Source organism: Falsiroseomonas sp. RANM36 (assembly GCF_056682175.1).
Genome location: NZ_JBWXTD010000001.1, coordinates 56,388 through 81,064 on the forward strand (window position 1 = coordinate 56,388; position 24,677 = coordinate 81,064).

General features: G+C 71.6%; 21 protein-coding genes and 1 tRNA gene. 9 read left to right on the plus strand and 13 right to left on the minus strand.

The features are described from left to right. Positions 1-18: 18 nt before the first annotated feature. On the plus strand, positions 19-405 hold the full coding sequence (locus AC1MIR_RS00260) for a c-type cytochrome (RefSeq protein WP_480026183.1): 387 nt from the start codon (positions 19-21) through the stop codon (positions 403-405). Between the two features lies 1 nt (position 406). On the opposite strand, the gene AC1MIR_RS00265 is transcribed toward AC1MIR_RS00260, so the two are convergent. Then, entirely contained in the window at positions 407-1,732 is a 1,326-nt protein-coding gene (locus AC1MIR_RS00265; RefSeq protein ID WP_480026184.1) for an aspartate aminotransferase family protein, read from the minus strand. Between the two features lie 121 nt (positions 1,733-1,853). On the opposite strand from AC1MIR_RS00265, the gene AC1MIR_RS00270 reads away from it, so the two are divergent. Genes AC1MIR_RS00270 through AC1MIR_RS00280 form a run of 3 tightly spaced genes read left to right on the plus strand, consistent with a single transcriptional unit; the run spans position 1,854 to position 6,341 of the window. Then, the gene (locus AC1MIR_RS00270) at positions 1,854-3,047 is read left to right on the plus strand and encodes a CoA transferase (protein WP_480026185.1); all 1,194 of its coding nucleotides are present in this window, start codon (positions 1,854-1,856) and stop codon (positions 3,045-3,047) included. Next, positions 3,044-4,678, plus strand: coding sequence for an acyl-CoA dehydrogenase family protein (locus tag AC1MIR_RS00275; protein ID WP_480026186.1), 1,635 nt, complete (start codon positions 3,044-3,046; stop codon positions 4,676-4,678). The genes AC1MIR_RS00270 and AC1MIR_RS00275 overlap by 4 nt, the downstream gene beginning before the upstream one ends. Position 4,679: 1 nt before the next feature. Further along, positions 4,680-6,341, plus strand: coding sequence for a DEAD/DEAH box helicase (locus AC1MIR_RS00280; RefSeq protein ID WP_480026187.1), 1,662 nt, complete (start codon positions 4,680-4,682; stop codon positions 6,339-6,341). A 12-nt stretch (positions 6,342-6,353) separates the two neighbouring features. On the opposite strand, the gene AC1MIR_RS00285 is transcribed toward AC1MIR_RS00280, so the two are convergent. The 6 genes from AC1MIR_RS00285 to AC1MIR_RS00310 form a co-directional block, all read right to left on the minus strand. Beyond that, entirely contained in the window at positions 6,354-7,562 is a 1,209-nt protein-coding gene (locus AC1MIR_RS00285) for a hypothetical protein (RefSeq protein WP_480026188.1), read from the minus strand. Between the two features lie 488 nt (positions 7,563-8,050). Continuing rightward, a complete protein-coding gene (locus AC1MIR_RS00290; protein ID WP_480026189.1) occupies positions 8,051-9,229 on the minus strand; it encodes an acetyl-CoA acetyltransferase in 1,179 nt (392 codons plus the stop codon). Between the two features lie 40 nt (positions 9,230-9,269). After that, positions 9,270-10,067: an enoyl-CoA hydratase/isomerase family protein gene (locus tag AC1MIR_RS00295; RefSeq protein ID WP_480026190.1), complete on the minus strand. Its 798-nt coding sequence runs from the start codon at positions 10,065-10,067 to the stop codon at positions 9,270-9,272. Further along, positions 10,064-11,071, minus strand: coding sequence for a succinylglutamate desuccinylase/aspartoacylase family protein (locus AC1MIR_RS00300; protein ID WP_480026191.1), 1,008 nt, complete (start codon positions 11,069-11,071; stop codon positions 10,064-10,066). The genes AC1MIR_RS00295 and AC1MIR_RS00300 overlap by 4 nt, the downstream gene beginning before the upstream one ends. A gap of 57 nt (positions 11,072-11,128) precedes the next feature. Further along, positions 11,129-11,782, minus strand: coding sequence for a serine O-acetyltransferase (gene cysE / locus AC1MIR_RS00305; RefSeq protein ID WP_480026192.1), 654 nt, complete (start codon positions 11,780-11,782; stop codon positions 11,129-11,131). 8 nt (positions 11,783-11,790) lie between these two features. Next, positions 11,791-12,798 carry a cysteine synthase A gene (locus AC1MIR_RS00310; protein ID WP_480026193.1) on the minus strand — a complete coding sequence of 336 codons (1,008 nt, stop codon included), beginning with the start codon at positions 12,796-12,798 and terminating at the stop codon, positions 11,791-11,793. A 241-nt stretch (positions 12,799-13,039) separates the two neighbouring features. Here AC1MIR_RS00310 and AC1MIR_RS00315 point away from each other — a divergent pair, with 241 nt between their 5' ends. Beyond that, complete coding sequence (locus AC1MIR_RS00315) at positions 13,040-14,023, plus strand: DUF2891 domain-containing protein (RefSeq protein ID WP_480026194.1); 984 nt, start codon at positions 13,040-13,042, stop codon at positions 14,021-14,023. 145 nt (positions 14,024-14,168) lie between these two features. After that, positions 14,169-14,522, plus strand: coding sequence for a helix-turn-helix domain-containing protein (locus tag AC1MIR_RS00320; protein ID WP_480026195.1), 354 nt, complete (start codon positions 14,169-14,171; stop codon positions 14,520-14,522). Between the two features lie 113 nt (positions 14,523-14,635). Here the strand turns inward: AC1MIR_RS00320 and AC1MIR_RS00325 are convergent. Further along, a tRNA-Arg gene (locus tag AC1MIR_RS00325) sits at positions 14,636-14,709 on the minus strand. Positions 14,710-15,076: 367 nt separating this feature from the next. Between AC1MIR_RS00325 and AC1MIR_RS00330 the strand changes: the two genes are divergently transcribed. Further along, the gene (locus AC1MIR_RS00330; RefSeq protein ID WP_480026196.1) at positions 15,077-16,606 is read left to right on the plus strand and encodes a ShlB/FhaC/HecB family hemolysin secretion/activation protein; all 1,530 of its coding nucleotides are present in this window, start codon (positions 15,077-15,079) and stop codon (positions 16,604-16,606) included. 27 nt (positions 16,607-16,633) lie between these two features. On the opposite strand, the gene AC1MIR_RS00335 is transcribed toward AC1MIR_RS00330, so the two are convergent. From AC1MIR_RS00335 to AC1MIR_RS00355, 5 genes are read right to left on the minus strand one after another with little or no spacing between them, the layout of a single operon-like run. Beyond that, the gene (locus AC1MIR_RS00335; RefSeq protein WP_480026197.1) at positions 16,634-16,948 is read right to left on the minus strand and encodes an ETC complex I subunit; all 315 of its coding nucleotides are present in this window, start codon (positions 16,946-16,948) and stop codon (positions 16,634-16,636) included. Between the two features lie 28 nt (positions 16,949-16,976). Then, positions 16,977-17,951, minus strand: a complete 975-nt coding sequence (locus AC1MIR_RS00340; protein ID WP_480026198.1) for a KpsF/GutQ family sugar-phosphate isomerase — start codon at positions 17,949-17,951, stop codon at positions 16,977-16,979. Further along, on the minus strand, positions 17,948-18,685 hold the full coding sequence (locus tag AC1MIR_RS00345; RefSeq protein ID WP_480026199.1) for a 3-deoxy-manno-octulosonate cytidylyltransferase: 738 nt from the start codon (positions 18,683-18,685) through the stop codon (positions 17,948-17,950). Before AC1MIR_RS00345 ends, AC1MIR_RS00340 begins: the two co-directional genes overlap by 4 nt. Positions 18,686-18,688: 3 nt before the next feature. Further along, on the minus strand, positions 18,689-19,519 hold the full coding sequence (gene kdsA / locus AC1MIR_RS00350; protein ID WP_480026200.1) for a 3-deoxy-8-phosphooctulonate synthase: 831 nt from the start codon (positions 19,517-19,519) through the stop codon (positions 18,689-18,691). A 40-nt stretch (positions 19,520-19,559) separates the two neighbouring features. Continuing rightward, the gene (locus tag AC1MIR_RS00355; RefSeq protein WP_480026201.1) at positions 19,560-20,540 is read right to left on the minus strand and encodes an NAD-dependent epimerase/dehydratase family protein; all 981 of its coding nucleotides are present in this window, start codon (positions 20,538-20,540) and stop codon (positions 19,560-19,562) included. Positions 20,541-20,834: 294 nt separating this feature from the next. Here AC1MIR_RS00355 and AC1MIR_RS00360 point away from each other — a divergent pair, with 294 nt between their 5' ends. Both AC1MIR_RS00360 and AC1MIR_RS00365 read left to right on the plus strand, forming a co-directional pair. Continuing rightward, positions 20,835-22,175, plus strand: coding sequence for a UDP-glucose dehydrogenase family protein (locus AC1MIR_RS00360; protein WP_480026202.1), 1,341 nt, complete (start codon positions 20,835-20,837; stop codon positions 22,173-22,175). A gap of 489 nt (positions 22,176-22,664) precedes the next feature. Beyond that, on the plus strand, positions 22,665-24,386 hold the full coding sequence (locus AC1MIR_RS00365) for a hypothetical protein (protein WP_480026203.1): 1,722 nt from the start codon (positions 22,665-22,667) through the stop codon (positions 24,384-24,386). Positions 24,387-24,677: the final 291 nt, after the last annotated feature.

Consider the following 24,677-nt stretch of genomic DNA (forward strand, 5'->3'; position numbering starts at 1 on the left):
CAGGGAGAAATCGCCTTCATGCCATATCGCCTGCTGCTGGCCGCCACGGCGGCGCTGACCCTCGGCGCGAACCAGGCGGCCTTCGCCCAGGATGCAGCCGCCGGACAGCGCGTGTTCAACCAGTGCCGCGCCTGCCACGTCATCGAGAACAACGGCCGCAACGGCGTCGGCCCGAACCTGCACGGCGTCGTCGGCCGCCGTGCGGCCTCGATCCAGGGCTTCCGCTATTCCGCGAACATGCAGGAGTTGGCCCAGGGCGGCCTGACCTGGACGCCCGAGAACCTCGACCGCTACCTGACCAACCCGAAGGACCTCGTGCCGCGCGGGTCGATGTCCTTCGCCGGCCTGCGCAACGAGCAGCAGCGCAAGGACGTGATCGCCTACCTGCAGTCGCAGTCCAACTGAGTCAGGCGGCGCTGCGCGCTTCCCGCAGCAGCGGGGCGCGCAGCGCCAGCGCCTCCCCCACGGCTTCGACGAAGGCGGCGCGCTCCGCCTCGCCGACCGCCAGCGAGAGCGCGACCATGCCGCGGCGCGCGATGTAGAAGCCGCGCTCCAGCAGATCGAGGAACAGCAGCTCCTTCAGCCCCTGGTCGCCCGCCGCGGCCTCGGCGGCGTTGCGCGGCGGCCTGGGCGCGACGTGGAACGCCATCATGCTGCCCCGCCCGGTCACCTGCACGGGCACCGCCAGCCGCGCCGCGATCGCGTTCAGCGCCTCGCGCAGCGCATCGCCGCGGGCGTTGTGCGCCACCGCCTCGGCGGGCGTGTAGATCTCCGCCAGCGCCGCGATGCCGGCGGACATGGTCAGGGTGTTGTTGTTGAAGGTGCCGGCATGCGGCACGGCATCCGCGCGCCGCGGATCGAACATGCCCATCAGCGCCGCGCTGCCGCCGAAGGCGCCGAAGGACATCCCCCCGCCGACATACTTGCCGAGCGTCGTGAGGTCCGGCGTGACGCCGGTCGCCTCCTGCAACCCGCCGGGGGCAAGGCGGCTGGTCATCACCTCGTCGAAGATCAGCACCGCGCCGGCCTCGTCGGCCAGCGCGCGCAGCCCTTCCAGGAAGGACTGCTCCGCCGGGATGCAGCCGCCGCCGCCCAGCATCGGCTCCAGGATGATCGCGGCGAGGTCCGCCGCATGCGCCCGCGCCAGGGCGCGCGCGGCCTCGAGGTCGTTGTAGGGCGCGACCACAGCCCGGTGCGGCACGTTCACCGCCGGCGCCGCGCCGCGCGGGAAGCCGAACAGGCTGCCGTGATAGCCGCCCTCGAAGCCCAGGATGGTGCGCCGGCCCGTCGCGATGGTGGCGCAGGCCAGCGCCAGCAGGTTCGCCTCGGTGCCCGAATTCGTGAACCGCACCTGCGCGACGGAGGGAAAGCGGTCGCAGACCAGCCGGGCGAAGCGCGCCTCGAAGGCGTTGTGCGCCGTGAGGTTCAGGCCGCCATCGAGCGCGCGGATCACGGCTGAGCGGATCGCCGGATGCGAGGCGCCGAACAGCCCGGCGGTGTATTCGCCGGCCATGTTCACATAGGTCAGGCCGTCGGCGTCGGTGACGCGGCTTCCCTCGCCCTGCATCACGGTGAAGGGGAAGGGTCCGTGGAACAGCACGGTGCGGGTGTTGCCGCCGGGCATGACCTCCGCGGCCTCCAGGTGGTGCGCCCGGCTGTTCGGCCGGCGCCGCGCATAGGTCTCCCGCGCCTCGGCCAGCGCCTGATCCAGGGTGAGGTTGCGCCCGTGCATCGGTCCCGTGTCCCGTCCCGCCAGGCCAGCCTTCCGCAGCATGCAGCCCCGCGCAAGCCGCGGCTTGCCAGACGCCGCCCAGGCGCTATGCCTCCCGCAGCCGGAGAAGGGGACGGATGCGATGACGCCGCTGCTGGAAGGCCTGCGCGTGGTGGAGGTCTCGGCCTTCGTGGCCGCGCCGATCGGCGGCATGACGCTGGCGCAGCTCGGCGCGGAGGTGATCCGCATCGACCCGCTCGGCGGCAACATTGACATCGGCCGCTGGCCGCTCGCGCCCTCCGGCACCAGCCTCTACTGGACCGCCTTGAACAAGGGCAAGCGCAGCGTCAGCCTGGCGCTGAACACGCCCGAGGGGCAGGAGATCGCGGCGGCGCTGATCGCCGAGGCCGGCGTGCTCATCACCAACCTGCCGGCCGAGAAGGGCTGGATGTCCTATGCGGAGCTCTCGAAGCGGCGGCCGGACCTGATCATGCTGCGCGTGACGGGCACGCATGATGGCGCCAATGCCATCGACTACACGGTGAACGCCGCGGTCGGCTTCCCCATCGCGACGGGCGAGGACGAGCGGCCGGTGAACCATGTGATGCCGGGCTGGGACGTGGCGGCGGGGCTCTACCTCGCCACCGGCCTGATCGCGGCGGAGCGGCGGCGCGCGCGCACCGGCGCGGGCGGGGAGATCACGCTGGCGCTCTCCGATGTCGCCTACGCGACCGTCGCCAATCTCGGCTATGTCGCGGATGTGCAGGTGAACGGGCATGTGCGCCCGCCGCTCGGCAACGCGATCTACGGCGCCTTCGGCCGCGATTTTTCGACGTCGGACGGGCGCCGGGTGATGGTCGCGGCGATCTCGAGCCGGCAATGGCGCGCGATCGGCAAGGCGACCGGACTGACGGAGCGCCTCGCGCTGATCGGGCAGGTTATGGACGTGGACATGGAGGACGAGGGCGGGCGCTACACGGCGCGCGACGCGATCTGCGCCGTGCTCGCGCCCTGGTTCGCCGCGCGCACGCTGGCCGAGGTGCGCAAGGCCTTCGAGGGCTCCGGCGTGCTCTGGGGCGCCTACCAGGATTTCGGCCAGATGGTGCGGGAGGACCCGCGCTGCTCCACGGCCAACCCGCTGTTCCACGAGATCGAGCAGCCGGGCGTCGGGCGCGTGCTGGCGGCGTCCGCGCCTCTGCAGCCGGCACTGCCGCCGCGCCCCGCCTCGCCGCTCGGCGCCGACACGGCCGCGGTGCTGGCGGAGCGGCTCTCCATGCCGGCGGAGCGCATCGCGGCGCTGCGCGAGGCCGGCATCCTGCCGCGGGGTGACGCATGAGCGAGCTGATGCGCGACTGCCGCGGCGTGCTCACGGCCGCGGAATCCCTGCTGGAGGCGGCGCGCGGCGCCATCGCGCGGCAGGTGGCGCCGGGCGGGCGGCTCGATGCCGTCGCGCTCGAGGCGGAGCAGTTCGCCGCGCACGGCCTGGCCTGGACCGCCACCTATGTCGAGGCGCTGCGCCAGGCGTTGCGCTGGGCCGAGCGGCTGGAGACGGGGGGAAAATTCGGCGCGACGGAGCGCGCGATCCTGACGCTCGGCTTCGCCGAATATGGCGGGCAGATCGCCGGCGGCATCCCGATGAGCCAGGTCGAGATGGCGCGGCCGGCCGATCTGGGCCTGGATGACGCGGCCGTCGCGCCGCTCCGCGCGGCGCTCGCGCCCTTCGACGCACGCCGCATGACGGCGGCCTGCGGCGCGATGCTGGCGGCGCTGGAAGCGGAGCAGTTCGGCGACATCGCGCTCGACGATCCCGAGATGGCGCTGCTGCGCGAGACATTCGGGCGTTTCGCTGCGTCGGAAGTGGCGCCCTATGCGCAGGACTGGCACAGCCGCAACGCGCTGATCCCGCTGGAGACGATCGCGAAGCTCGGCGAGCTCGGCGCCTTCGGCGTGACGATCCCGGAGGCGCATGGCGGCCTCGGCCTCGGCAAGGTCGCGATGTGCCTGGTGAGCGAGGCGCTGAGCGAGGGCTATGTCGGCGTCGGCTCGCTGGGCACGCGCAACGAGATCGCGGGCGAGCTGATCGGGCTCAACGGCACCGAGGAGCAGAAGGCGCGCTGGCTGCCCGGTATCGCATCGGGAGAAATCCTCCCGACGGCGGTCTTCACCGAACCCAACACCGGCTCCGACCTCGCCAACCTGCGCACGCGCGCGGTGCGCGAGGGCGACGTCTTCAAGGTGTACGGCGCGAAGACCTGGATCACGCATGGCAGCCGCAGCGACATCATGACGCTGCTGGTTCGGACAAATCCCGAAGCGCCCGGCCACAAGGGCCTCTCCATGCTGATCGCGGAGAAGCCGCGCGGCACGGAAGACAATCCCTTCCCGGCGCCGGGCATGTCGGGGTCGGAGATCGAGGTGCTCGGCTATCGCGGCATGCGCGAATACGAGATTTCCTTCGAAGGGTTCGAGGTTCCCGTGGCCAACCTGCTCGGCGGCGTGGAAGGCCAGGGCTTCCGGCAGCTGATGGAAACCTTCGAGAGCGCGCGCATCCAGACCGCGGCGCGCGCGCTCGGCGTGGCGCAGAACGCGCTTTCGCTCGGCCTCTCCTACGCGCGCACGCGCATCCAGTTCGGCAAGCCGATCCTGCAGTTCCCGCGCGTGTACGGAAAGCTGGCGATGATGGCGGCCGAGACGATGCTGGCGCGCCAGCTCACCTATTTCGCCGCGCAGGAGAAGGACGCCGGCCGCCGCTGCGACGTCGAGGCGGGGATGGCGAAGCTGCTCGCCGCGCGCGTCGCCTTCGCCAATGCCGATGCGGCGCTGCAGATCCATGGCGGCAACGGCTATGCGCTGGAATACCCGATCAGCCGCGTGCTGTGCGACGCGCGGGTGCTGTCCATCTTCGAGGGGGCGGCGGAGATCCAGGCGCACATCATCGCCCGCGGCATGCTGGGCCGGCTGAACTAGCGTGCCCTTCCCAGACCTCCCCGTCCCGCTCGCCCGCGCGCTCGCCGCCCGCGGCTATGCCGAGCCCACCGCCGTCCAGCAGGCCGTGCTGGCGCCCGAGACGGCGGGCCGCGACCTGCTCGTCTCGGCGCAGACCGGCTCCGGCAAGACCGTCGCCTTCGGCCTCGCGCTGGCGCCCGAACTTCTGGCGGGCGCGGAGCGCGTCGGGCCGCCGCGCGTGCCGCTGGCGCTGGTGATCGCACCCACGCGCGAACTGGCCTTGCAGGTGCAGGCGGAGCTGTCCTGGCTGTATGCCGAGGCCGGGGCGCGCGTGGTCGCCTGCGTCGGCGGCACCGATCCGCGCGCGGAGCGCCGCGCGCTCGATCTCGGCGCGCATATCGTCGTCGGCACGCCGGGCCGCCTGCGCGACCATCTCGAGCGCGGCAACCTCGAACTCACCGGGCTCAAGGCCGCCGTGCTCGACGAGGCGGACGAGATGCTCGACATGGGCTTCCGCGACGAGCTGGAGGCCATCCTCGACGTCACGCCAGAGACGCGCCGCACGCTGCTGTTCTCCGCGACGATCCCGAAGGAGATCGCAGCACTCGCGAAGCGCTACCAGCGCGACGCGCTGCGCATCGCTGCGACGGCGGAGGGCGGGCAGCATGGCGACATCGCCTACAAGGCGGTGATCGTGCCGCCCCGCGAGGCCGAGCGCGCGCTGGTCAACGTGCTGCGCTGGCACGACGAGCGCGCGATCGTCTTCTGCGCCACGCGCGCCGCGGTGAACCGCCTGCACGGCAACCTGACGGAGCGCGGCTTCAACGCCGTCGCGCTCTCGGGCGAGCTGACGCAGGCGGAGCGGAACCGCGCGCTGCAGGCGCTGCGCGACCGCCGCGCGCAGATCTGCGTCGCGACCGACGTCGCCGCCCGCGGCATCGACCTGCCGGAGCTCGGCCTGGTCGTGCATGCCGAGCTGCCGCGCGACCGGGAGACGCTGCAGCACCGATCCGGCCGCACCGGCCGCGCGGGGCGCAAGGGCCTCGCCGTGCTGCTGGTGGCCGCGAACCGGCGGCGTGAGGCGGACCGCCTGCTCTCCGCCGCGCGCATCCAGGCCGAATGGGGCCCGCCGCCCTCGGCCGAGCAGATCCGCGCCCGCGACAACGAACGCCTGGTCGAGCAGGCGATCGCCGCCGCCGGCGCCGCGACGGCGGAGGCGGAAGCGATGGCGCTCGGCCGCGCCGTGCTGGAGGCGAAGGGCGCGGAGGCCGTGGCGGCGGCGCTGCTCCGCGCCCTCGGCGCCGCGCTGCCGGCGCCCGAGGAGATCGAGCCGCCCGAGCCCACGCCGCGCAGCGCGCCGATGCGCGACCGGCGGGAGCCGGGCGGCGAGGGCATCTGGTTCCGCCTCGATGTCGGGCGGAACCGCAACGCCGATCCGCGCTGGCTGCTGCCCTTCCTCTGCCGCCGCGGCCATGTCACGCGCCAGGAGATCGGCCGCATCCAGGTGATGGAGCGCGAGACGCGCGTGGAGATCGCGCCCTGGGCCGCCGCGCGCTTCGCCGCCGCCGCCGCGCGCCCGGCGCAGGATGACGAGGATATCCGCATCGCCCCGCTGCGCCCTGCGTCCGATCCGGCGGGCATGCGCCCGGTCAAGCGTCGGCCCGCCCCGGCGCCGCGGCGCTGAGCGGGCGGCGGCTCAGCCCGGCAGCGCGGCCACGGCGGCCTGCAACTCGGCATCGCCGAGCGTGTTCGGCAGCACCTGCAGGAAGGCGGTCTCGCCGAACATGCCGAGGCTGCCGGAGGCGTTCGTGCCGAGCCTGAGCGTGGTGAGGCCGGCGGCCGGGCCGCCCGTGGCGATCGCGACCGCGCCGCCGTTCAGGGAGGCCGCGCCGCGCCCCGTGCCGTCGAGCGCGAGGCCCATGCGCAGCGGCGCCCCGGCCGTCGCGGCGCCGGTCGAGATGGTGGCCGTGCCGGTGCCGTAGAGCCGCATGAGGCTGCCGGTCGGCTGGTTGTCCAGCACCCAGCGCACCGAATTGGAGCCGTCGTCCATCTGCACGATGGTCTGCACCGAGCCGGTCGAGAGCTGCGGCAGACGCCCGGACCAGAGCAGGGTGCAGGCGCCGTTGCCGCCGATCCCGAGCGTCGCCAGCGTGGCCGAGACCAGGTCGGCGCCGCGCGTGCTGGCCTGCGACAGGCCCGGCGCCGGCAGCACGAGAGAGGAGGCGAAGGTGCCGTTCGGCTCGCTCGAGGCACCCCAGACCAGCAGATCGGCGGTGGCGCTGCTGCCGGCCGCCCCGTTCAGGTTGATGCGGTGCATGGACCCGCCGCCCACGATGCCGAGCCGACGCCAGGTGCTGTCCACGGTCGTCTGCAGGGCGATGTTCGTGCTGCTGGTGCCGATCTGCACCGTCGCGGTGCCGGAGAGCGTCCGCGCCCAGACGAAGCGGGCGGCGCTGGTGGAGGTGTTGCGCGACAGGCCGGACTGGTCGGCGCTGGTCGTGCCGGCGCCCTTGGCGAGCTGCAGCCGCGTGGCGGTGAAGCTGCCATCGGGGGCGGCGATCGCGCCGTAGTCGGGGGTGATGACCGGCGCGCTGCCGGTGCCGCCGCTGATCGCGGTCCAGCCCGAGCCGCTGCCGAAGGCCAGCGGGGAGGGCATGTCGTTGGTCCGCTGACCCTCCACCAGCAGCCGCGCGCCGGAGCCCACGAAGCGCGGCAGGTCGGCAAGGTAGCTCTGGAGCGTGGCGTCGTCCGAAGCGAGGCCGGTGGCGCGGGAATTCACCTGGGCGCGCATCAGGGTGAGGGGCGCGTGGATCGCCCCGTCGGCGACCAGCACGCCCTGCTGGGGCGGGGTTGGCGACAGCGCGGCATGCACGCCGAGCAGGGCGGGGAGCGCGACGATGCTCATGGGCGATCTCCAGGGCGCATGACGGCACGGCCGGGATGGGCCGCGGGTCCGGGTGGTCTGGCGGGGTTCGGAGCCTCGGGGCGACCGCGCTGCGACAAGCTGCTGGCGGCGGACGGAATCCGGCCCGTGGCGCTGCCGGGGTAGCAGCGCGCGCTGCGGGATGCAAGAATTTTTTCCTTGATCAGCCGCGCCAGCCGACTGCCATAGCGGGTTTGCGTCCCTATATGCTTCGCATTATGCAAATCGCCGGGCGAAACATGTCGTCGCGCCTATCGTCTGCGTGCCGATTTCCGTCTTCGCGATGACCTGGGCGATCCGTCCGCCCCGCAAAACCGCCCGAAGGCGCGGAGGCGCGGACAAAAAAATTGGGCCGATCCTTTCGGACCGGCCCGAGGCAAGGTTGAGGAAGGCTAAGCTGCCAGGGACGGGACAGGCCCGCCGCATGACGTTTGAGAGGATAGCAAGGGGCGTGCCAGAGCTCGCCGCGCCTATCCCACCCGCTCCAGGATCGAGCAGTAATTCGCCACCGCCGCGCCCCCCATGTTGAACACCCCGGCCCGGTCCGCTTTCGGCAGCTGCATCTCCCCGGCCTGGCCGGTGAGCTGCATCGCGGCCATCGCGTGCATGGAAACGCCGGTCGCGCCGATCGGGTGGCCCTTGGACTTCAGCCCGCCCGAGGGGTTCACCGGCAGCCTGCCGTCCTTCGCGGTCCAGCCTTCCAGCGCGGCACGCGCCCCCTGCCCTTCCGGCGCCAGGCCCATCGCCTCGTATTCGATGAGCTCGGCGATCGTGAAGCAGTCATGCGTCTCGACGAAGGAGAGGTCGTCGAGCCTGAGGTCCGCCGCCTCCAGCGCCCGGCCCCAGGCGGCGCGCGCGCCTTCGAAGCGGATGATGTCGCGCCCGGCGATGGGCATGCTGTCGGTCGCCTGCACCGCGGCGCGGAAGCGCACGGCCTTGCCGCCCCGCGCGGCCATGGCCTTCGCCGTCTCCTCGTCGGTCAGGATCAGCGCCGCGGCGCCGTCGGAGACCAGCGAGCAGTCCGTGCGCTTCAGCGGCCGCGCGACGAACGGGTTCTTCTCGCTCTCGGCACGGCAGAAGGCGAAGCCGAGGTCCTTGCGCATCTGCGCATAGGGGTTCGAGACGCCGTTGTGGTGGTTCTTGGCGGCGATGGCGGCCAGCGCGTCGGACTGGTCGCCATGGCGCTGGAAATAGGCTTCCGCGATGCGGCCGAAGACGCCGGCGAAGCCCGCCGGGATGTCGCCCTCCGTCTTGCGGTAGGAGGCGGAGAGCAGGATGTCGCCCACCTCCGCGGTCGGCGTCGCGGTCATCTTCTCGGCGCCGACCACCAGGGCGAAGCGCCCCCGCTTCGCGGCGAGGAAATCCAGCGCCCCATGGATCGCGGCGGAGCCGGTGGCGCAGGCATTCTCGTAGCGCGTGGTGGGCTTGAAGCGCAGCTCCGGCACATGCTGCAGCAGAAGGGACGCAAAGAAGTCCTGCTTGGAGAAGCCGCCGTTGAAGACGCCGACGAAAGCCGCGTCCACCTCGGCCGGCTCGATCCCCGCATCGTGGATCGCGGAGAGCGCGACGCGGCCGAACAGGCTCTCGATGTCCGGGTCCTCGAGCTTGCCGAAGGGCGTGTGGGCCCAGCCGACGATGCAGGCGGTCATGGCGTATGTCCTTCCTCGCGTGGCGCCAAGATGGGCTCGGTCAGCGCCGGGACCAATCGGCCTTGCGGCGCTCCTTGAAGCTGGCGATGCCCTCCGCGGCCTCGGGCCCGGCAGCCTGTCGGGCGAAGGCCTCGGCGCCGGCCTCCCCATAGCCGGGCGGCAGAACGGCGCCGAGGGCGGCGATCAGACCCTTGGTCTCGGCCAGCGCGCCGGGCGCGCCCTCCAGCACGTCGGCGATGGTCACGTCGAGCAGGCGCGCCAGCCCCTCGGCATCCGGCGCCGTCGCATGCACCAGGCCGATGCGCGCGGCTTCCTCCGCGTCGATCACGTTGCCCTGCAGGCAGAGCCGCGCGGCGGCGCTGCGGCCCATGCGGCGCGTGAGCCAGGGCAGGATCTGCGCCGGCACCAGGCCGCGGCGGACCTCGGGCGCGGAGAAGCGCGCGGTGCCGGCGGCGAGCGCGATGTCGGCGGCGCAGACGAAGCCGAGGCCGCCGGCATAGGCGCTGCCCTCCACCGCCGCGATCACCACCTGCTTGAGGTCGGAGATCGCCTGGAAGCGCGCGCCGGTGCGGCGGTTGCGCGCCTGCTGCTCGGCCAGTTTTTGCTCCGCGCTCTTGGGTGCACCCACTTCCGTCAGGTCGAGCCCCGCGCAGAAATGCCCGCCCGCGCCGCTGATGACGACAACGCGGACGCCGCTGTCGCCGCGCAACGCGGACAACGCCTCGTCCATGCGCGCGACCAGCGCCTCGCTCATCGCGTTGCGCCGGTGCGGGCGGTTCAGCATGAGGCGCACCACGGCGCCGTCGCGCTGGACGAGGAGGGGGTTTTCGTCGCTCACAATCCGGTATCCGTGCCGAGATGGAACAGGCAGTCGCCGCGCGCCGTCATGCCCGGCCAGCGCTTCACCAGCACGACGCCGTCGCGCTGGAAGTCCACGCGGGCGGGATCGCGCCAGGGCGTCTCGGTGTGGTGGATCAGGCCGGCGGGCTGGCCCGCGCGCACCTCCTCGCCGAGCGAGACAAGCGGCTCGAAGACGCCGGGATCGGGGGCGTAGCTGTAGTAGTCGGCGCCACCGACATCGAGGATGCGCGTGCGATGCGTGCCGCCGCCGCCATCCCAGGGCAGGTCCGCCGCTTGCAGGTGTCGCAGCACGCCGGCGATGCCGCGCTCCGCGATGCGGATCGCATGCGGCGTCGCATGACCTCCGCCGCCGAGTTCGGTGCCGAGATGGAGGATGCCGCGCCGGTAGCAGATCTCGGACAGCGTCCGCCCGCCATTGGTGCCGGGGATGACGATGTAGGAATGCGGCGCGCCGAAGGCCTTCAGCGCCGCGATGCCGCGCGCGAACAGCGCGGTGTCGTCGCCACGGCGGATCAGCGCGGAGGGCGTGTACATCAGCGACGATCCGCCCGAATGCAGGTCGATGACGCTGCTGCAGAGCGGCAGCAGCGCCTCCGTGACGTGATACGCGATCTGCTCCGTCACGCCGCCATCGGGATCGCCGGGGAACAGCCGGTTGAGATTGCCGCCATCGATGGGACTCGTGCGCCGTCCTGCGCGGGCGGCAGGAAAATTCAGCGCGGGCAGGACGATGAGCCGACCCTGCACCTGCGCCGGCTCGATCTCCCGGATCAGCCGGCCGAGCGCGATCTGGCCCTCGTATTCGTCGCCATGGTTGCCGGCGACGAGCAGCACGGTCGGCCCGCTGCCATGGGCGATCACCGCGATCGGGATCGGGATGAAGCCATAGGCGCTCTCATGCGTGGAATGCGGCAGGCGCAGGAAGCCATGCCGCTTGCCCGGCGCGTCGAGGTCGATCTCGCAACTCACCGTGCTGCGCATGGCGTGTCTCCCGCCCCGAGGGTCGGGCGGGGCGCGCCGCGGGTCAAGCCGCGGCGTTCAGACCCGCTCCGCCTGCGCCGCCTTCACCCGGTCCAGCTCGCTGCGCAGCGAGGCCAGCTCGGCGCGCAGCGCGGCGAGCTGCTCGCCCACCGGATCCTCGTTCAGCCCGCCGAGCCCGTATCCGATCCCGCTGTCGTCACAGGGCGAGCCCTTGGGCGGGCGGGCGGGAATGCCGACCACCGTGCAGCCCGGCGGCACCGCGTTCACCACCACCGCATTGGCGCCGATGCGCGCGCTGCGACCGATCCGGATCGGCCCCAGCACCTGCGCGCCGGCGCCGATCGTCACATGATCCTCGATCGTCGGGTGCCGCTTGCCTGGCTGGCCCGAAAGCCCGCCCAGCGTCACGCCGTGATAGATCAGCACGTCGTCGCCGATCTCCGCCGTCTCGCCGATCACCACGCCCATGCCGTGGTCGATGAAGAGCCGCCGCCCGAGCGCCGCGCCGGGATGGATCTCGACCCCCGTCAGCATGCGCGCGATGTGGGAGGAGAGGCGGCCGAGGCCGCGCAGCCGGTGCGTCCACAGCCAGTGCGACAGCCGGTGCCAGAGCACGGCATGCACGCCGGCATAGCAGAAGACGCTCTCGAACCAGCCCGGCCGGGCGGGATCGCGGGCGCGCACGTTGCGGGCGAGTTCCAGCAGTTCCATCGAAAGGATCACTCCATCCAGGGCGGCGTCGGCAGGCCACGCGCGCGCAGGAAATCCGGGTTGAACAGCTTCGACTGGTAGCGCGCCGCGCCGTCGCAGAGCATCGTCACCACGGTGTGCCCGGGCCCGAGGTCGCGCGCCACGCGGATCGCGGCCGCGACGTTCAGCCCCGCGCTGCCGCCGACCGAGATGCCCTCATGCATCTGCAGGCCGTAGACCTGCTCGAGCATCTCCGGGTCCTGCACCTGGACCGCGTCGTCGATCAGGTCGCGCGCGGCTGCGAGGTTGCCGGGGGCGCGCGCGGCCTGGCCGATACCCTCGGTGATGGAGTTGCCCGCGGCCTTCACCTCCCCGGTCTTCACCCAGGAATGGAGGCCGCTGCCGCCGGGATCGGCCAGCACGATGCGGATGTCGTTCCGCCGGGACTTCAACGCGCGCGCGACACCCGCCAGCGTGCCGCCGGTGCCGCAGGCGCAGGTGAAGGCGTCCACGCGGCCGCCGGTCTGCTCCCAGATCTCGGGGCCGGTGGTCGCCGCATGGGCTGCGGCGTTGGCGAGGTTGTCGAACTGGTTGGCCCAGACGGCGCCCATCTCCTCCGCCAGGCGGCGGGAGACATGCACGTAGTTGCCGGGATCGGCGAAGGGCTTCGGATCCACGAGCCGCAGATCGGCGCCGATCATGCGCAGGTAATCCAGTTTCTCCTTCGCCTGGGTGTGGGGCACCACGATGATGCTCTTCCAGCCCATCGCATTCGCCGCCAGCGCGATGCCGATGCCGGTGTTGCCCGCCGTGCCCTCCACGATCGTGCCGGGCTTGCCCGGTGTCAGCAGGCCGCGATCCACCGCATCCTGCAGGATACCGAGCGCGGCGCGGTCCTTCACGCTGCCGCCGGGGTTCATGAACTCGGCCTTGCCGAGGATCTCGCAGCCGGTCGCCTCCGAAGCGCGCCTGAGGCGGATCAGCGGGGTGCGGCCGACCGCGCCCCAGAAGCCGTCCACCACGGAAGTCGGGGGCATGGCGGCATCCATCGTCGCATCCTCGGGCCGGATCATCGGGCCTGGAGATAAGGCGTGGACCCCGCGGCTTTCCAGCGCCGCCGCGCCGCGGTTCCCGGCAAGGCGAGGATCATGCATGCTTGCCGCGCATGCCGACGCACCGTCCGTTCTTCGTTCCGGCCCATCGGGAGAGCAGCTTTCCCCCCGGCGTCGCGCCGGGAGGCGGGGGTTTTTTCTTCGGGTCCCGGACCGGCCCGTCCCGGTGAGGCTGGACATCGCCCAGGCGGAGCGGTTCGCGCGCATCGCGCTCGGCCATGTCGGCCAGGAATGGCCCCAGAAGCTCGACCTGGTGCTGGAGGGACCGCAGGACCTGCTGGCCCCCTCCGCGCTGCATCCGGCCTTCCATGGCAGCTTCGACTGGCATTCCTGCGTGCACGCGCATTGGATGCTGGCGCGGCTGCTCCGGCGCTTCCCCGAACTTCCCGACGCCGGTGCCATCGCCGCACGCTTCGACCACGCCTTGGCGCCCCAGACCATCGCCGCCGAGCGCGCCTTCCTCGCCCGCCCCTCCGCCCGCGGCTTCGAGCGGCCCTATGGCTGGGCCTGGCTGCTCAAGCTGCATGCCGAGCTCGACGGTGCCTGGGCGGATGCCCTCGCGCCGCTGGCGCGGGACTTCGCGGACCGCTTCGCCGCCCATCTGCCGCGCGCCGATTATCCGGTGCGGCATGGCGTGCATGCCAACACCGCCTTCGCCCTGACCCTCGCCGCCGACTGGGCCGAGCGGCACGACGCCGCGCTGCTCGACCTGCTGCGCGGCACCGCCCGGCGCTGGTACGGCGCGGATGCCGACGCCCAGGCCTGGGAGCCCTCCGGCGAGGATTTCCTCTCGCCCACCCTGGCCGAGGCGCTCTGCATGGCGCGGCTGCTGCCATCGGCCGAGTTCGGGCCCTGGTTCGACCGCTTCCTGCCGCGCCTGGACCAGGGCGAACCCGCCGCGCTGCTGGCCCCGGCCCGCGTCAGCGACCGCACCGATGGCCGGATCGTGCATCTCGACGGGCTCAACCTGTCGCGCGCCTGGTGCTGGCGGGCGCTGGCCGACAGGCTCCCGGCGGCCGAGCCGCGCCGCGCCCTCGCGCTCTCGGCGGCGGACCGCCACATCGCCGCGTCGGTCGGCCAGGTGGACGGCCACTACATGGGCGCGCACTGGCTGGCGAGCTTCGCCGTCCTCGCCCTCGACGGAAGCTGACGCAACCCGGCCGAATGTCGCGCGCCGCCCGCTTCGCGGCGGCGCGATCGGTTGCATTCCGAACAATTCCGAACACGCCGGGGCCGTCCCGGTCGGATAGACTGTTCTCGATATTCGCGGGGACCGTTCGACCACGATGGTTGCAATGACCAAGCCGCTGGCCGGCCGAGGCGAGACCTCGGCCGACTACAAGCGCGACCTGGGGCTCTACATCCGGGACCTTCGCATGCGCCGCGGCCTGACCCAGGCCGAGCTCGCGAAGGCGGTGGGGATGACCTACTACACTTCGATCAGCGCGATCGAGGTTGGGCGCAACGTCGTGCCCTCCGAACGCTACATGGCCTTCGCCGAGGCGCTGGACGTGGATCCGCGCATCTTCGGCCGGCGCGTGCTGGCGCTGACCAATCCCTGGATGCACGCGATGCTCTTCGCGGCGCGGCCGAAGGAGGAGATCGAGCGGCTGAACGCGGTGCTGGGGCAGCGCAGCAGCTCGCAATAGCCCGGCCTGCTGGCGCGGTTGAGCGGAGCGAGATCGCGCCCGCGCGATGGGTTGGCGGGCGACATCGCGCCCGCGCGATGGGTTGGCGGGCGGCATCGCGCCAAGGAAAGTGACGCGCCCGGAGGGATTCGAACCCCCGACCTACGGAGTAGAAATCCGATGCTCTATCCAGCTGAGCTACGGGCGCCCGAGGCCGGCCTTACCATCCGCGGCGCGCAGCGGGTAGGTCGCTGATCATTCGCCTCTTTCGGGCAGGACGCCGAGGAAATCCAACCCAGGATTGACGGCCCCCGCCCCCGCCCGGCAAGGTCCGCGACACCTTCCCTTGCCTGGAGCCGAGCGCAATTCCGCGGCGAGCCGCACCGTTCCCGCGCCTTCGGCCCTGGCTCACCGCCGCCGCCGCCCTGCTCGCGGCCCCGGCTGCGGCGCAGACGCCCCCGCCGCTCCCCGGCATCATCCAGCGCGTCGCCCCGGCCGAGCCGCCCGAACTCGGCCCGGCCCTGCTGCCGCCCGAGGCCGGCGCCGCGACCGGGCCCGGCGCGAGCCGCACCATAATGCCCGCCCGCGTCCTCATCGCCGGCAACACGGCGCTGCCCGAGGCCGCGCTGCGCGCCCGCTTCGCGTCGCCGGGGAACCGCGCGGTCACGCTGGCCGAGGTGGAGCAGGCGCGGCTGGCCATCCTCGGCGCCTATCGCGAGGCCGGCTTTCCCTATGTCGCGGTGCGCGCCACGCTGGCGCCGCTGCCCGATGGCGGGATCGCGCTGCGCTTCCTGGTGATCGAGGGCGCGATCGCCGAGATCCTGCTGGATGGCGAGCCGATCGGCCCGGCCGAACGCCAGGCGCGCCGCTTCCTCGATCCGCTGATCGGCCAGCGCCCGCTTCCTCCGGCGGCGCTGGAACGCGCGCTGCTGCTGGCGGGCGACATCGCCGGCGTCATCGCCAGCGGCGTGCTGCGACCCATGCCGAACGAGCCCGGCGCGCTGCAGCTCGTGGTGCGGCTTGCGCGCCGGCCGGTCGGCGGGTTCTTCAGCCTGGACAACCGCGGCTACGACCTGACCGGCGCCTGGCAGGGGCTGCTGGTCGGGCAGCTCAATTCGTTCACCGGCCTCGGCGAGCGCAGCGAGATCGCGATCCTGCAGACCGACGGCAACGGCCAGAGCTTCCTGCAGATCACCGAGGAGATCTTCCTCGGCGGCTCCGGCCTGCGGCTGCGCGGCTATCTCGGGGGCGGCCGCGCGGCGCCGGGCTCGGCGCTGGCCGCGATCGGCTATGCGGGCGACACGCGCGTGGGCGGCGCGGCGCTGCTCTACCCGCTCATCCGCAGCCGGCCCTTGAACCTCAACCTGTCAGGCCAGCTGGACGCCTACGACAGCACCGTGGAGTTCCGCAGCGCGCCGGGCGAATCGCGGATGCGCCAGAGCCGGGACGCGGTGCGCGCGCTGCGCCTTGGCCTCGACGGTGCCTTCCAGGATGCCTGGCTCGCCACCGCCCCCGCCGCGGCGGCAACCACGGGCCTGATCCGCGTCTCGCAGGGGCTGACCTCGCTCGGCGCCAGCGACGACGCCAGCGCCTTCACCGCACGGCGCGGCAGCGCGTTCGGCTTCTCCAAGCTGGTGGCCGAGGCCAGCCGGTTGCAGCCGCTCTTCGCCCCGGGCGATGGCTGGCTGGTCTCGCTGTTCGGCGTGGTCGCGGGGCAGTGGTCGGACGATGTGCTGCCGCCGGCCGAGAAATTCTATCTCGGCGGCAACCGGCTCGGGCGCGGCTTCTATGCCGGGCAGGTCAGCGGCGACAGGGCGATTGCGGGCAGCCTGGAGGTGCAGCTCGCCCGGCGCTTCGCGCTGCCGGGGCTCAGCCTCGGCACGCAGTTCTACGCCTTCCGCGACGAGGGCAGCGCCTGGGACAACGGGGCGTTCGGGCTGGACCGCTCGGTGGGGTCCTGGGGCGGCGGCGTCCGGCTGCAATTCGACGAGCGGGTGCAGCTCGACCTGGAGGGCGTGCGCCGGATCACGCGCCAGCCGGATGGCGCGAACACGGCGCCGCTGAACGAGGACGCGGCCTATGTGCGGGTGCTGGTGCGGTTCTAGCGGGGCCTTGTCATGCGCCCCGCGCGATCAATGCGTCCAGTTGTCGGTGCGGCCGAAGCGGAAATTGTCGGCGTAGCTCTTCGGCTTGATCTCGGCGCGGATCGGCGCCTCGGGCTCCACCTCGCAGGGGATCCCCTTGGCCTCGCACCAGGCGACCGCGGCCTCGGCGGAGGGAAACACCAGCTTCACCTGCGCGCGGGTATCGCCAGATCCGGCCCAGCCCATCAGCGGGTCGATCCGCTTCGGCTCCCCCGGCTCATACTGCAGCGTCCAGTCCCCGGCGCGCGCGCGGCCGGACTGCATCGCGGATTTCGGCGAGCGGTAGATGCGGGCCTTCTGCATGCAGCGGAGGCTACCACCGCGCAGGGAGCTACAGAACCCCCGCGCGCAGCAGGTCGTGCAGGTGCAGGATGCCCACGGGGCGCCCGCCCTCCACCACGAAAAGGCTGGTGATCCGCCGCTCGTTCATCAGCCCGAGCAGATCCGCCGCCAGGTCCTCGGGCGCCGCGGTGCGGGGCGTGGGCGTCATCGCCGCCGCCACCGGGCCGGAGAGCGCCAGCCCGCGCTGGAAGGCGCGGCGGAGGTCGCCATCGGTCAGCACGCCCGCCAGCGCGCCCGCGCCATCCACCACGCCGGTCACGCCGAAGCGGCGGGAGGTCATCTCCACCACCGCCTGCTCGAGCGTCGCCCCGCGCGGCACCAGCGGCAGTTCCTCCGGCCCATGCATCAGGTCCCGCGCCCGCTTCAGCCGCGCGCCGAGCTTGCCGCCCGGATGGATCGCGCGGAAATCGGCGGGCGAGAAACCCCGCGCCTCCAGCAGGCACATCGCCAGCGCATCGCCGAGTGCCAGCTGCATCGCGGTGCTGGTGGTCGGCGCCAACCCGTTCGGGCAGGCCTCCGGCATGCGCGGCAGCGCCAGGCAGAGATCGGCGGCGCTGCCGAGCGCGCTCTCGGCGCGCGAGGTCAGCGCGATCAGCTCCACGTCGAAGCGGCGCGTATAGGCGATGATGTCGGCAAGCTCCGGCGCCTCGCCCGACCAGGACAGCGCCAGCACCACATCCTCGCGCCCGATCATGCCGAGGTCGCCATGGCTCGCCTCGGCCGGGTGGACGAAATGCGCCGGCGTCCCGGTGGAGGCGAGCGTCGCCGCGATTTTTCTTCCGACATGGCCGGACTTGCCCATGCCCGTCACGATCACACGGCCGGGATGGGCGAGGATCAGCGCGACCGCCTCCAGCACCCTGTCGCCGAGCGGGCCTTCCAGCGCGTCGCGCAGCGCGGCGAGCCCTTCGGCTTCCAGCGTGACGGTGCGCAGCAGCGTGGCGCGGCGTGCGGCGTCGCTCATCCGGCGCGGCCCGAAAGAATTTCGCGCGCGCGGGCCAGATCCTCCGGCGTGTCCACGCCGAGGGGCACCGCATCCACCGCGATCGCTTCGATCCGCATGCCGGCTTCCAGCGCGCGCAGCTGCTCGAGCTTCTCGCGCTGCTCGAGGCCCGATGGCGGCAGCGCGACGAAGCGTGCGAGCGCCGCGCGGCGCCAGGCATAGAGGCCGATATGGTGCCAGAGCGGCCCCTCCCCCCAGGGCGCGGTGGCGCGGGTGAAATAGAGGCAGCGGAAGCGGCCGGGCGCCAGCACGCTGCCCACCATCTTCACCACCTGCGGCGCGGTGCGCTCCTCCGCCCGCACGATCTCGGCGACCAGCGTCGCAACATCCACCGCCGGGTCCATCAGCGGCACCAGCGCCGCGCGGATCGTCGCCGGCGCGATGGTCGGCAGGTCGCCCTGCACGTTCACCACCGCATCATGCGCGCCGGTCGGATCGAGCACGGAGACCGCCTCATGCACGCGGTCCGTGCCGGAGGGATGGTCGGCCCGCGTCATCTGCACGCGCCCGCCGCGCCGCGCGATGGCCTCCGCGATCGCCTCGCTGTCGGTGGCGACGACGACCTGGCCGATCCCGGCCTCCTGCGCGCGGCGCCAGACATGGACGATCATCGGCTCGCCATGGATGTCGGCCATGGGCTTGTCCGGCAGCCTGGTGGCCGCCATGCGGGCGGGGATGACGACGATCGGGTTCATGCGTCAGAAGGACTTCGTCAGCGCGTCATAGGCCTGCAGCCGCGCGACCAGCGCCTCGAAGTCGCGCAGCGGCACCATGTTCGGCCCGTCGGAGGGCGCGCGGTCCGGATCGGGATGCGTCTCGATGAAGAGGCCGGCGACGCCGACCGCGACCGCCGCGCGGGCCAGGGTCTCGACGAATTCGCGCTGCCCGCCCGAGGAAGACCCCTGCCCGCCCGGCTGCTGCACGGAATGGGTCGCGTCGAACACCACCGGGTGCCCGGTGCGCGCCATGATCGGCAGCGCGCGCATGTCGGAGACGAGCGTGTTGTAGCCGAAAGAGACGCCGCGCTCGGTCAGGATCACGCGGGGATTGCCGGCCTCGGTGACCTTGGCCGCAACATTGGCCATGTCCCAGGGTGCCAGGAACTGGCCCTTCTTGACGTTCACCGCCCGGCCCGTCGCGGCGGCGGCGAGCAGCAGGTCGGTCTGGCGGCAGAGGAAGGCCGGGATCTGCAGCACGTCCACCACCTCCGCCACCGGGGCGCATTGCGCGGCCTCGTGCACATCCGTCAGCACCGGCAGGCCGAGGCTCTTGCGTATCTCGGCGAAGACCGGCAGCGCGGCGGCGAGCCCCATGCCGCGCGCGGCCTTGCCGGAGGTGCGGTTCGCCTTGTCGAAGCTCGTCTTGTAGATCAGGCCGATCTTCCGCCGCGCCGCGATCTCCTTGAGCGCCTGGGCGGTCTCCAGCGCATGGGCGCGGCTTTCCATCTGGCAGGGGCCGGCGATCAGGGCGATCGGCAGGGTGTTCGCGAGCCGGACGGGTCCGATCTCGACGATGTGCGGGGCGCTCATGCGGCGGGTGGCTGCCACCGCCGGGGCGCCCGCGCAAGGGTCAGCCGAAGTATCCGCGCCACCAGGCCACGAACCGGCCGAGCCCGGTCCGCAGGTCGGTGGTCGGCTGCCAGCCGAAGTCGCGCTGCATGGCGGAGACATCGGCGAAGGTCGCCGGCACGTCGCCCGGCTGCATCGGTAACAATTCGCGCTTCGCCGTCACGCCCAGCAGCGCCTCCAGCATCGCCACCATGTCCAGCAGCTGTTCCGGCCGGCTGTTGCCGATGTTGTAGAGGCGGTGCGCCGGGGCAGCGGGCGGATTGTCCAGCGCGGCGATCACGCCCGCGACGATGTCGTCCACATAGGTGAAGTCGCGCCGCATCCGGCCCTCGTTGAACAGGCGGATCGGCCTGCCCTGCAGCATCGCCTCGGTGAACAGCCAATAGGCCATGTCGGGCCGGCCCCAGGGCCCATAGACGGTGAAGAAGCGCAGCCCCGTCAGGTTCAGGCCGTAGAGATCGGTGTAGGACTTCGCCATCATCTCGCCCGCCAGCTTGGTCGCGGCATAGAGCGAGGCGGGGCGGTCCGCGCAGTCGGTCTCGCGGAACGGCCCGTCCGTGCGGGAGCCGTAGACCGAGCTGGTGGAGGCATAGACCGTGTGGCCGATCCGTCCCTCCGCCCGGCGCACGCCTTCCAGGATGGCGAGCGTGCCGGTGACATTGGCGGCGGTGTAGGCGAAGGGCGCCTGCAGCGACCACCGCACCCCGGCCTGGGCGCCGAGATGCACCACCCGGTCGAGTCCCGGATTCGCCGCCATCAGCCCCAGCACGGCGTCCTGGTCCGAGAGGTCGAGGCGGTGGAAGGCGAACTGCCCGGGCCGCGCCGCGCCGGTCAGCGCCGCCAGCCGCGCCTGCTTCAGCTTCGGGTCGTAATAGGGGTTGAGGTTGTCGAGACCGACCACCTGCTCGCCGCGCGCCAGCAAGGCCTGGCAGAGATGCGCGCCGATGAAGCCGGCCGCGCCGGTGACGAGGACCTGGCCCATGCTCAGGCGTCGTGTCGCGCCGGACGAGGGCGGCCGGAAAAGGCGGGCATGCGCGCAAAAGCTCCTGGCGGGACGCGGCGCCCGGTATAGCGGCGGGGTGCGCGGGGCGCCAACATCCCGCCCGGGGCTTAACCGCTTCGCAGCGGGCGCATGTCAGGAATTGCGCGACAGGGCCACTGGGTGGCTGCCCGACCATGCCCGACGGGCCGCCGCCGTGATATGGGGGCGCCGCTCGCATGGGGCGCCGGCGACCGGCCCGGCCCCAGGCCGGCCGCACAGGTGAAGGGGTGAGCGATGCGCGTGGCGATGATCGGGTCCGGCTATGTCGGGCTGGTTTCCGGGGCCTGCTTTGCCGATTTCGGCCACGACGTGGTCTGCGTGGACGTCAACGCGCAGCGCATCGCCGACCTGAAGAAGGGCATCATCCCGATCTACGAGCCCGGGCTGGATCGGCTGGTGGCCGACAACGCCGCCGCCGGCCGCCTGTCCTTCACCACCGACCTGGCCGAGGCCGTGGCCGGGGCGCAGGCGGTGTTCATCGCCGTCGGCACGCCGTCGCGCCGCGGCGACGGGCATGCGGACCTCTCCTATGTCAGCGCCGCCGCGCGCGACATCGCCAAGGCGATGTCCGGCTATACGGTGGTGGTGAACAAATCCACCGTGCCGGTCGGCACCGGCGACATGGTGGAGGGCATCATCCGCGAGGCCCGGCCGGATGCCGAGTTCTCGGTGGCGTCCAACCCGGAATTCCTGCGCGAGGGCGCGGCGATCGAGGACTTCAAGCGCCCCGACCGCGTGGTGGTCGGCGCCAATGACGAACGCGCGAAGGAGGTGATGGCGGAACTCTACCGGCCGCTCTCGCTGAACGCCGCGCCGGTGCTGTTCACCGACCGCCGCACGGCGGAGCTGACGAAATACGCGGCGAACGCCTTCCTCGCCACCAAGATCACCTTCATCAACGAGATCGCGGACCTCTGCGAGGAGGTAGGCGCCGATGTGCAGCTCGTCGCGCGCGGCATCGGCATGGACAAGCGCATCGGCCCGAAATTCCTCAACGCCGGTCCGGGCTATGGCGGAAGCTGCTTCCCCAAGGACACGCTGGCGCTGATCCGCAGCGCGCAGGACAACGGCGTGGCGCTGCGCGTGGTGGAAGCGGTGGTCGCGGTGAACGACGCGCGGAAGACCGCGATGGCGCGCAAGGTGGTGAAGGCCTGCGGCGGCAGCGTGGCGGGCAAGACCATCGCGGTGCTCGGCCTGACCTTCAAGCCGAACACCGACGACATGCGCGACGCGCCGGCGATCAACATCATCGACGCGCTGCAGCGCGCCGGCGCGACCGTGCGCGCCTTCGACCCGGTGGGCATGGAGCAGGCCAAGGCGGTGCTGCAGGGCGTGACCTATGCCGCCGATGCCTATGACTGCGCGCATGGCGCGGATGCGCTGGTGCTGATCACCGAATGGGACGCCTTCCGCGCGCTGGACCTGGCGCGGCTGAAGCAGCGGATGAAGGCGCCGGTGGTGGTGGACCTGCGCAATGTCTATCGCGCCGAGGAGATGGCGCGGCACGGCTTCGACTACGTCCGGGTCGGCGGCCGGGCACATCTCGCCGCCGGCCGGACCCCGCCGGGCGGCTGACCGGCCCGCGGGCGTCGCGCGCGCGGGCCCGGTTCCGAACCACCCATCATCTCCGCCGGCCGGCCCCGCCGGGCGGGACGGCGACTCGCGTCGCGCAGCTGGCCCGTGCCGCTTGCACAGAATGCAACTTGGCGCCCAAACGCGCGAAAGTTGTGGATCATCGTCCGGTAACGCATTGAATTCTGTCGAAGAAAGGCGTCCACACTCGCCGCATGCGCGGGTTGCCGGCGCCGGCAATCCCCAAAAGGTAAATTTTTAGTAGCCATATCGGTACGAAACGATGCCGCAATCGTATTTGTTCTTGTGATATCAAATCCTTAAGGCATTCCCGTACATGAATTTCCTGTTAGATTTGTGCGAAAGCATGCTTTCATACACTGTAGAAAAATGTCGAAGAGCTAATTTTTTTGTGCTATCTCTGATTGCGCGCAGGGAGTCGTGATCGCGCGGGCGATCGAGCGATATCCCGGCCCAGGATGGGGATGGACAATGAGCGCCAGTCTGAAGCAGATCTGGTTCGGCGTGCGGGCCGTGGATTTCACCGGCCCCGTATCGGCCGGCACGCAACTCGCGGTTCTCGACGACGCGAGCGACTTCGCCACGCGCAACGTGCTCGGCGGCACCTACGACTTCACCGGCAGCGAGTGGCAGCAGCTGCTCGCCTTCGTCGGCACGACCGACCAGCAGGCCGCGCTCGGTGTGGACCTCACCAACGGCGTGGATGCGCCGACGTCCGGCCAGGTGGACACCACCGGCGACCTGCGCGTGGGTGACGGGGTCGTCGCCCACAACATCGCGGACATGGGCGGCGGCACGCGGCTGAACAATGTCAGCGGGATCGACCGCAGCGACGATCCGGTGACGATCACCGGCCATGGCAAGCTGAACGGCAACGCGCTCACCGGCGACGTCTCCGACGGCTGGGTCACCTTCTCCAACGACATCGGCTTCGGCCTGATCAACGGCAGCGGCTGGGACCTGCACGGCAACGCCACGCGCCTGAACGACGGCGACAGCATCACCTTCGACGTCGCCGAGGGCACGGTGCTGAAGTTCGTCTCCTTCACCGTGAAGGTACTGAGCCAGGGCTCGACCTATGTGGTGCTCGATTCGGACGCCCGGACCATCGCCGACACCAACGGCCCGCTGCAGGGCGGCTTCGTGCAGGACAGTTCCGCCGGCGAGCTGAACCTCGGCATGCTGTCGCATGGCGACAAGGTCGAGATCGACTTCGACCTCAGCACGATCGAGGTCAACGACGTGGCGATCGGCGGAACGGCCGCCTTCTTCGCCGAGTTCCTGGCCAATGGCGCCGACAAGGTCACCTTCGGCTCGCTGGTCGGCAACGCGACCGGCTGGTCGGTGGACGACCTGGTGCTGACCGTGGGCGACGACGGGCCGGATCCCGGCCCCGGCCTCGGCGTGCTCTCGCTCGACTGGTTCGACAGCACCATGGGCGACCCCGCGCCCGGCGGCCTCCTCGGCAGCCGCATGTATGCCTATTTCGACGCCGACGAGAACAACACCATGGACGCCGCCGAGGCGGCGGGCGCCGAAAATCTCGGGCCGATGCGGGAAGGCTACGAGGCCTATGACGACCCGTCCGGTGACGGCGACGACAACCCCCTCGAGGGCGCCCCGAGCACGACCGACTGGCTCGATCTCTACGCGCTCGGCTGGGCCAATTCGCAGATCGCGTCCGGCCACCAGTATGGCGAGCACATCGGCGGCAACTGGACCGCAGGCGATCCGGGCCGCTTCGCCCTCGGCGTGAACACCGCCCGCGACTCCGCGGACGTGACGCCCGGCGGACCGAATGGCAGCCCCGACGACATCGAGACCGGCGGCGAGACCTATGCCGACGGCGCGGCGACCCCTTATGTGAACCGCGGGGAGGTGCTCGGTTTCGTGCTCAAGAGCGCGTCGGCGCTGAGCGCCGTCATCTCCTACGGCGACGCCACCGACTTCACGCCTTCGGACAACGTGGACATCATCGTGCGACTCTATCAGGGCGCGACCCTGATCGAGCAGATCGAGTGGGACATCACCACCAGCGCCGGCAGCTTCATCGTGAAGGACAATTTCGACCAGGCCTTCGACCGCATGGAGATCCAGGCGGCGGGCGGCATGGACGGCATCGTGGTGGCCGATGCGGGCGCCCGCTTCATCCTGACCGACCTGGACTTCAGGCTGGCGGCGGACATCATCTGACGCGGAGGCGCCTCGCCACGAGCGTCTCTTCGGGGGGCGGACGGCAACGCCCGCCCCTTTTTCGTGCAGAGCGGCACAACCTTGACGCAATTTTCATTCTGGACCCATCCCTCGTGACGCGCTCCGGTCGATCCGCCGACAGATAGTATACATTAGTAATGTAGGAATATTGGTCGCCCTCCGCGCCCGTGCAGATCAGCAACACCGGCCACAATTTCAGCCAAATCACGAAGTCTCATAAATCACGGTATGGACAGCCTGCGCAGAACGCTGCGAAGGCATGGCCATCGC